Annotated in this window: 10 protein-coding genes; 8 read left to right on the top strand and 2 right to left on the bottom strand. The window is 69.3% G+C overall.

The genetic code is table 11. The annotated features are described in order from the left end of the window. The 4 genes from hemB to EBL85_RS16180 all read left to right on the top strand — a co-directional run. Positions 1–952, top strand: a 952-nt coding sequence (gene hemB, locus EBL85_RS16195; protein ID WP_123143444.1) for a porphobilinogen synthase, incomplete at its 5' end; no start/stop codon positions are given. 161 nt (positions 953–1113) lie between these two features. Next, positions 1114–1935, top strand: coding sequence for a shikimate dehydrogenase (gene aroE / locus EBL85_RS16190; RefSeq protein ID WP_123143443.1), 822 nt, complete (start codon positions 1114–1116; stop codon positions 1933–1935). A 33-nt stretch (positions 1936–1968) separates the two neighbouring features. Beyond that, positions 1969–2628: a hypothetical protein gene (locus EBL85_RS16185; RefSeq protein WP_123141192.1), complete on the top strand. Its 660-nt coding sequence runs from the start codon at positions 1969–1971 to the stop codon at positions 2626–2628. Between the two features lie 85 nt (positions 2629–2713). After that, positions 2714–3361, top strand: coding sequence for a carbonic anhydrase (locus EBL85_RS16180; protein ID WP_062274195.1), 648 nt, complete (start codon positions 2714–2716; stop codon positions 3359–3361). Positions 3362–3389: 28 nt separating this feature from the next. Here EBL85_RS16180 and EBL85_RS16175 read toward each other — a convergent pair whose 3' ends face one another. Then, positions 3390–4169 carry a zinc-dependent peptidase gene (locus EBL85_RS16175; protein ID WP_123143442.1) on the bottom strand — a complete coding sequence of 260 codons (780 nt, stop codon included), beginning with the start codon at positions 4167–4169 and terminating at the stop codon, positions 3390–3392. Positions 4170–4575: 406 nt separating this feature from the next. Here EBL85_RS16175 and EBL85_RS16165 point away from each other — a divergent pair, with 406 nt between their 5' ends. The 4 genes from EBL85_RS16165 to EBL85_RS16150 all read left to right on the top strand — a co-directional run bounded on the left by EBL85_RS16165 (position 4576) and on the right by EBL85_RS16150 (position 7455). Then, positions 4576–5226 (top strand): SCO family protein, encoded by a 651-nt coding sequence (locus EBL85_RS16165; RefSeq protein WP_123143440.1) that lies wholly within the window; start codon positions 4576–4578, stop codon positions 5224–5226. Next, entirely contained in the window at positions 5226–5681 is a 456-nt protein-coding gene (locus tag EBL85_RS16160; protein ID WP_123143439.1) for a copper chaperone PCu(A)C, read from the top strand. The genes EBL85_RS16165 and EBL85_RS16160 overlap by 1 nt, the downstream gene beginning before the upstream one ends. Before the next feature lie 217 nt (positions 5682–5898). Beyond that, complete coding sequence (locus EBL85_RS16155; RefSeq protein ID WP_123141196.1) at positions 5899–6531, top strand: cytochrome c; 633 nt, start codon at positions 5899–5901, stop codon at positions 6529–6531. Positions 6532–6660: 129 nt separating this feature from the next. Next, positions 6661–7455, top strand: a complete 795-nt coding sequence (locus EBL85_RS16150) for an endonuclease/exonuclease/phosphatase family protein (protein WP_123141197.1) — start codon at positions 6661–6663, stop codon at positions 7453–7455. Here the strand turns inward: EBL85_RS16150 and EBL85_RS16145 are convergent. Further along, the coding region (locus EBL85_RS16145; RefSeq protein ID WP_123143438.1) for an ABC transporter permease at positions 7452–8054 on the bottom strand (603 nt) is incomplete at its 5' end. The two genes, EBL85_RS16150 and EBL85_RS16145, sit on opposite strands and share 4 nt — an antisense overlap.

Below are 8054 nucleotides of genomic sequence, written 5' to 3'. Positions count from 1 at the left end.
CGACGACTTCTCGCGCCGGATGATGCGCGAGACCACCCTGACCCCGGACGACCTGATCTATCCGGTGTTCGTGCTGGAGGGCAAGGGTGAGCGCGAGGCGGTCGAGTCGATGCCCGGAGTCGAGCGTCTGAGCATCGACCTGCTGGTCGAGGAGGCGCGCGAGGTCCACCGTCTGGGCATCCCGGCGATGGCGCTGTTCCCGGTCACCCCGGACTCGGCCAAGTCGCTCGACGCGCGCGAGGCCTACAACCCCGACGGTCTGGCGCAGCGCGCGGTGCGCGCGCTCAAGGACGCGGTGCCCGAGCTCGGCATCATGACCGACGTCGCCCTCGATCCCTTCACCACCCACGGTCAGGACGGCCTGATCGACGACCAGGGCTACGTGATGAACGAGCCCACCGTCGAGGTGCTGGTGCGTCAGGCCGTCTCCCATGCCGAGGCCGGCGCCGACATCGTCGCCCCCTCCGACATGATGGACGGGCGCATCGGCTCGGTGCGTGCCGCGCTCGAGCAGGACGGTCACATCCACACCCGCATCATGGCCTACTCGGCGAAGTACGCCTCGAGCTACTACGGCCCCTTCCGTGACGCCGTCGGCTCCTCGGCCAACCTCGGCGCGGGCAACAAGTACACCTACCAGATGGACCCGGCCAACACCGACGAGGCGCTGCACGAGGTCGGTCTCGATCTCGCCGAGGGCGCCGACATGGTGATGGTCAAGCCCGGCATGCCCTATCTCGACATCGTGCGTCGGGTGAAGGACCAGTTCGGTGCCCCGACCTTCGTCTATCACGTCAGCGGCGAGTACGCGATGCTCAAGGCCGCGAGCATGAACGGCTGGCTCGACGAGCGCGCGGTGGTGCTCGAGGCGATGGTGTCGATGAAGCGCGCCGGTGGTGACGGTATCCTCACCTACTACTCCAAGGACATCGCCCGCTGGCTGGGGGCCTGATCCCCTGATGTCCCCGGGCGCGCGGCACCGCTTCGCGCGCTCCGGCTCCCGGGCGCTCGCGCTGCGCGAGCGCCCTCGATCGACAGTTTCCTGACCCGCGCCGGGCCTCCGGGGCGGGTCTTTGCGAATGCGCCTCACCGCGCCGGACAGGTCGCCCCGAGATGCTCCATCGTTACGCCGTCATCGGCAACCCGATCGAACACAGTCAGTCGCCGACGATCCACGCCGCCTTCGCCCAGCAGTGCGGGGAGGCGATCGACTATGGCCGGATCCTCGGTGATCGGCACGACTTCGCCGGCGATGTCCAGCGCTTCTTCGCCCAGGGCGGGCTCGGCCTGAACGTCACCCTGCCGTTCAAGGAGCAGGCCTGGGCGCTGGTCGAGGAGCGCAGCGAGCGCGCCGAGGTCGCCGGCGCGGTCAACACCCTGATCGCGCTCGCCGACGGCCGGCTGCGCGGCGACAACACCGACGGCATCGGGCTGGTGCGCGATCTCGCCGACAACCACGGCTTCGTCTTCGCCGGCACCCGGGTGCTGCTGCTCGGCGCCGGCGGCGCGGCGCGCGGCGCGCTGGTGCCGTTGCTCGAGAGCGGGCTGCGCGAGCTGGTGATCGCCAACCGTACCCCGGAGCGCGCCCATACCCTGGCAGCGCTGGGCTCGGGCGCGGTGCCGGTCTCCGGCTGCGGCTTCGAGGCGCTGGCCGGCGAGCGCTTCGACCTGGTGATCAACGCCACCTCGAGCGGGCTCTCGGACACGGTGCCGCCGATCCCCGCCGATCTGCTCGCCCCCGGCGGCTGGACCTACGACATGCTCTACGGCGCGGCGCCGACCGCCTTCTGTCGCTGGGGACGGGCACACGGCGCGGCGCACAGTCTCGACGGCCTGGGCATGCTGGTCGAGCAGGCCGCCGAGTCCTTCCGGCTGTGGCGCGGGGTGCGTCCGCGCACCGCCGAGGTCATCGCCATGCTGCGCGCCGCCGACTGAGCGCGCCGATCCCTCATCACGCTGGAGCGCGTCATGGAGTCGAACCACATCCCCGGGCGCCGCGAGCGCCAACTGCTGCGCGGTCAGGACAATCCGCTCTTCGGCTGGCCGCCGGCGCCGCTCGATCCGGCGGCGCTGGAGGCCGCGCGCGCCGCCGATCGGGCGGCGCTCGAGCGCTTTCGCGAGCGCTTCGCGCAACAGCTGGAGCGCGCCGCCAAGCTCGGCGAGCACGGCGACGGTACCGAGGTGATGGCGCTCAAGGAGACGCTCGAGCAGCTCTACGAGGAGAGCTTCGGGCTGCCCGCGGCGCTCGAGCGCGAGCGCGAGGCGCTCGCCGGGCTGATCGAGACGATCGCCCGCAGTCTCGCCCGCGCCACCCGCGACGACCCCGAGGCGAGCGCCGCGCTGGCCGAGTTCGAGCGCGCCCGCGCGACCCATTTCGCGCTGCTGCGCCAGCCGCTGGTGGGCGATCTGCTCGACCCCGAGGGGCCGATCGGGCCGAGCGAGCTGCTGCCGACCCTGCTGAGCGTGCCCGCCGAGGAGTTCGACGCCGCGCTCGCGCTGTTCGACGAGCTGCAGCGTCGCACCCTGGTGCGCGACGGCGAGGCGCTGCTCGCGCGCCTCGAGGCGGCGGGTGTCGACTGCGTCGAGCCGCGCCGCCGGCTCGCCGCGCTCGTCGACGTGGCCCGCTGAACGCCCCGGTCGCGGGCGAGGTTTCCCGGACGCGCGGACTCCGTCCGCCGTCCATCTTCGCGACGACAACGACTGAGACTGCTTCATGACCAACAAGATCTCCGCCGTGGATGCCCTGCGCCGTCTGCGCGATGGCAACCGCCGCTTCGCCGCCGAACTCCGCGCCTCCAACAACGCGATCACCCATGCCGACTTCGCCGGGTTGCTGTCGGGGCAGAGCCCCTTTGCCATCGTCCTCGGCTGCTCGGACTCGCGGGTGCCGGCCGAGCTGGTCTTCGACCAAGGTTTCGGCGACCTGTTCGTGATCCGGGTGGCGGGCAACATCGTTGCGCCCTCGCAGGTCGGCAGCGTCGAGTTCGCCGCCTCGCGCTACGACACCAAGCTGGTGGTGGTGCTGGGTCACTCCTGCTGCGGTGCGATCAGTGCCACCCTGGAGACCATGCTCGACGGCGCCGACAGCGAGTCGCGCAACGTCGCCGCCATCGTCGACCGGGTGAAGCCCTCGATCGAGGGGTTGCTCGAGACCGAGCTGCGTGAGGATCGCGAGGCGCTGCGCCATGCCGCCGTGCGCGCCAACGTGCGCGCCTCGGTCGACCATCTGCGTCACGGCTCGGCGATCCTCGAATCGCTGATCGAGCGCGAAGGGCTGATGGTGGTCGGTGCCGAGTACTCGCTCGAGACCGGGCTGGTCGACTTCTTCGACGGCGTGCCCGAGGGTTGGGATCAGGAGTGACCCGTTCGCGCCTGGGTCCGCGTCGGACTCAGGCGTCCGCCGCCAGTCGCGCCAGCGGGTGTTGGCGGTAGAAGGCGCGCAGCTGTGCGTAGACCGCCGGATAGGTCTCGATCAGCAACTCAGGCCACTCGAAGAAGTATTCGCTCGTCACCGCGAAGAATTCCGCCGGCGATTCGCTGGCATAGGGGTCGATCGCGGTCTCCTCGTCGGCCTCGACCCGGGTGCAGAGGTCTGCATAGGCGGCGGCGAGGTCACGCTGCCAGTCGGCGCTCGACATCCCCGGGTGCAGCGGCGGGCAACCGTTGGGCGCGCCGGCGCGCATGTCGAGCTTGTGGGCGAGCTCGTGGATGACGACGTTGTAGCCCTCGCCGCGGCCACCTGCGACGACATCGGCCCAGGACAGGATCACCGGGCCCTGTTCCCAGGACTCGCCGCTCTTGGCCTCCTGTTCGATCCACACCACGCCGTCGTCACCCATCACCTCGCGTTCGGGGACGAACTCCTCGGGATAGACGATCACCGCGTACCATCCGCGGTACCAGTCGAGCCCCAGCTTCAGCACCGGCAGTGCCGCCTGCAGCGCGATCCGCAGTCGCTCGGTAGCCGTGAGCGCGACGCCCTGGGCACACTCGATGCGTTTGGTGCGGAGGAACTCGAGCGCCAGGGTCTCCAGCCGCTCGGCCGTCTCCGGGTCGAACCCGGCGAGCAGTGGCAGCGCCTCCCAGGCCGACTCCCAATCGCTCGTCGAGAACATCCGACTCACCCGCTCGATCCGGCGCGCGCGCCACCACTGACTCAGCGCGCCCATGCGCGCCGTCCGTCCGCTGCCTGATCCATCGAGGGGCTCCTGTGATGGCGGGTTAAAGAGGGCATTGAAACCGATCGGGGGCGCGGGGCAAAGGGGGGGCGATCAGCCTTCAGCCGCCAGTCGCCAGTCGCCAGTCGCCAGTCGCCAGGAATTTTGAACCGCAAAGGCCCAAAGGGTGCGAAGGGGGGAGGGCTATCAGCTACCAGCCGCCAGCCACCAGCGGCCAGTCGCCAGTCGCCAGTTGCCAGCGGCCAGCCGCCAGTCGTGGGGCGAGGGGTGGCGCGATGACGCTCGCTGGCGGCTGAAGGCTGACCGCTTGCGGGGCTCCGGCTTGATGTCGGTCGCGACTCCACGCACTATTGGACCATCGTGGGGTTGCGAGCCGAGCCGCTCGGCAGGGAGATCCATGCAACGGACGCCATCGCTCCTGGTCACCATCGCGCTCTCGCTGGTGCTGCTCGTGCCGGTCGGCTGGCTGTTGTTCGAGCGCCTGTCCCCGTCCGTCCCCGGACCCGCCCTCGCCTCGGCGCCGCGAGGGGGCGACTTCACCCTGGTCTCCGCCGCTGGACCGGTGAGCCTGTCGGGACTACGCGGCAAGGTCGTGTTGATCTATTTCGGCTACACCTGGTGCCCGGATATCTGTCCGACCAACCTCGCCCTCATCGCCCATGCGCTCGGCCAGCTGACCCCGGAGGTCCGCGAGCGCGTCCAGGTGCTCTTCGTCAGCGTCGACCCCGAGCGCGACGACCCCGAGCGGTTGCGTCAGTACACCGCCTATTTCCATCCCGCGATCATCGGTCTGACCGGTTCCCCCGAGCAGCTGGCCGAGATCGCCGCACGCTATGGCGCGGCCTACCGGCGGGTCGAGCAACCGGACTCGGCGCTCGGCTATCTGGTCGACCACTCGGCCAATACCGTGCTGGTCGATCCCGAGGGACGCCTGGTGGGGCAGCTCCCCCACGCCACCGCGCCCGAGCGGATCGTCGAGCGTATTCACGGGTTGCTCGGTCTTGCGCCGACCGGGTCGGCAGGCCCATTCCATTCGGAGGAGTCGTGATGAGGAGCCTTCTGCTGATCGTGTTGCTGTCGTGCTGGCTGGCGCCGTTGTGGGCGGCCCAACCCGACGGCGTGGTGGTCGATGAGGCCTATGTGCGTGCCGTGCCGCCGGGGCAGCCCAACAGCGCGGCCTTCATGGTGCTGGAGAACGACGGTGCGGTGGACCGGGCCGTGGTCGCGGCGACGAGCCTGGTGGCCGAGGTGGTCGAGCTGCACACCCACCGCGAGGAGGGCGGGATGATGCGGATGCGCCGGATCGAGCGTATCGCGCTACCCGCCGGTGAGCGGGTACGCCTCGCCCCCGGTGGGCTGCACCTGATGTTGATCGGGCTGCGACAGCCCTTGCTGGTCGATGAGCTGGTGGCGCTGGAGCTGCAGCTCGACGACGGTTCCCGGATCGGACTCGATGTCCCGGTGCGTGCGCTCGGAGGCGGGATGGGGCACCAGGGTCATTGAGGCCTCGCCCGCATCGACCCCGCGCTCGACGAGAGACGGTCGGGATCTTTACGGCTGCTGGTCTGTCTCTGCAGAGACATGTCGGGAACGGCGTGTAATTTGACCCATATGACGAAATTCTGATATATATCGCAGGATTTTCTCCACCTTCTTCCTCGAGGCCCACCCGTCACCGGACGGCGGCGCGGCCATGAACCACGAACACTGGGCATTTGCAATGATGAAGACTTGGCTGATTTCGGTTTCGGCGGCGGCGGTATTGATGAGCGGCGCGGCGATGGCCGCGGACGGATTCGAACTGGGCGACCCCAAAGCGGGCGAGGCCAAGGCGAAGGCAATCTGTCAGGCGTGTCACGCGGCTGACGGCAACAGCATCGTGCCGCTGTGGCCGAAGCTCGCCGGTCAGCACCCCGAGTACGCCTATAAGCAGCTGGTGCAGTTCAAGAACGGCGAGCGCTACAACGTGCAGATGACCCCGATGGCGATGCCGCTGACCGAGAAGGAGATGCGCGACGTCGTCGCCTACTACTCGCAGCAGGTGCAGACCGGTGGTGTTGCCGATCGTGAGCTGGCCGCACTCGGCGAGAAGATCTATCGCGCCGGCAACCCCAAGAGCGGCGTGCCCGCCTGCAGTGGCTGTCACGGGCCGGCCGGCATGGGCCAGGGGTTGTCCAAGTTCCCGCGTCTCGCCGGTCAGCATGCCGACTACGTCAAGCAGACGCTCGAGTACTTCCGCAAGGGCGAGCGCGCCAACGATCCCAACGGCATGATGCGCGGCGTCACCGCGCGCATGACCGACAAGGAGATCGCCGCGGTGTCGCAGTACATCCAGGGTCTGCGCAACGACTGATCCAGCGACCGCGCGCATCACGCGAAAGGGCAGCCTCGGCTGCCCTTTTTCTTTTTCGGCCAGGTGCTTGGTCGAGTCGGCGGGCTGTGCTAGGGTCTGGCCACCGACGAGCAGTCCGACGAGCCGAACATGCGGCAACTGAATCTGCTGAGCTACAACGTCCAGGCGGGGATCTACTCGCGTCGGTACAGCGACTATTTCACCAATAGCTGGAAGCATCTGCTGCCGCATTCCGAGCGGCTGATCAACCTTGCGCGCATCGCCCAGCTGCTGCAGCGCTTCGACGTGGTCGGGCTGCAAGAGGTCGACGCCGGCAGCCTGCGCAGCGCCTATGTCGACCAGATCCAGTATCTCGCCCGGCAGGGCGCCTTTCCGCACTGGTACCGGCAGGTCAACCGCAATCTCGCGCCCTTCGCCCAGCACAGCAACGGGTTGCTCAGCCGGTTGCGACCGCAGCGGGTGAGCGAGCACCGCCTGCCGGGTTTGCCCGGGCGCGGGGTGATGGTGGCCGAATTCCCCTTCGAGCAGGGCGGTCGTCTGGCCGTCGGTATCGTCCACCTCGCCCTCGGCTGGCGGGCGCGCCGCCGCCAGTTCGGCTATCTGCTCGAGCTGGCCGAGGAGTATCCCTATCTGGTGCTGATGGGTGACTTCAATTGCGGCTGCGGCTCCAAGGGGCTGCGCGCGATGGTGGTCGACTCGGGGATGCGTGGTCTCGACTGCGAGCGCAAGACCTTCCCGAGCTGGCGCCCCCGGCACAACCTCGACCACATCCTGGTCTCGCGCCCATTGCGGGTGACCCGCGCCGAGGTGATCGACTACGCCCTCTCCGACCACCTGCCGCTGAGCACCACCATCGAACTCCCCGAGGGGCTGGACTTCGCCGACCCCGGCATCCCGCGTCGCGTCGCCAACCCGCTGGTCTAGTCCGCCTCGGCCCCGCGCAGGTGACGCCCGACCGCGATCCAGCTCCCCACCAGTCCGAGCGTGATGCCGGCGAGCAGCACCACCAGGGTGCCGTCGAGCCCCAGTCCGGCGAGCCGGAATTCGCCGCCGTAGAGCGCGGCGAGTCGCGACACCGAGCCCTGCAGCGCCCCGGTCGAGAAGGTCACCAGCAGGGTGGCGCAGAGCCCGCCGAGCAGCCCGTACCAGGCACCGGCATAGAGGAAGGGACGGCGGATGAAGGCGGCGGTGGCGCCGACCAGCTCCATGATCTCGATCTCGCTGCGCCGATTGAGGATCTCCAGCCGGATGGTGTTGCCGACGATCAGCAGCACCCCGAGCCCGAGCAGGGCGCCGAGCAGCAGGGTGGCGGTCTCGGCGAGGGCGAGGATCGCCTGCAGCCGCTCGATCCACAGGGTGTCCATGCGTGCGAAGTCGGCCTCGGGCAGGGTCACCATCTGCTGTTCGAGCGCGCGCAGCTGCCCGGTGGTGGCGTGACTCGGGGTCGGGTAGAGCGCCAGGACCGCCGGCAACGGGTTGTCATCGAGCGCCTCGAGCGCGCCCTCGAAGCCGCCGAGTTCCTT

Source organism: Marichromatium sp. AB32 (assembly GCF_003718675.1).
GTDB classification, from domain to species: domain Bacteria; phylum Pseudomonadota; class Gammaproteobacteria; order Chromatiales; family Chromatiaceae; genus Marichromatium; species Marichromatium gracile.
The sequence above is the reverse complement of the archived record's forward strand: the minus strand, read 5'-3'. Positions and strand labels throughout refer to the sequence as shown.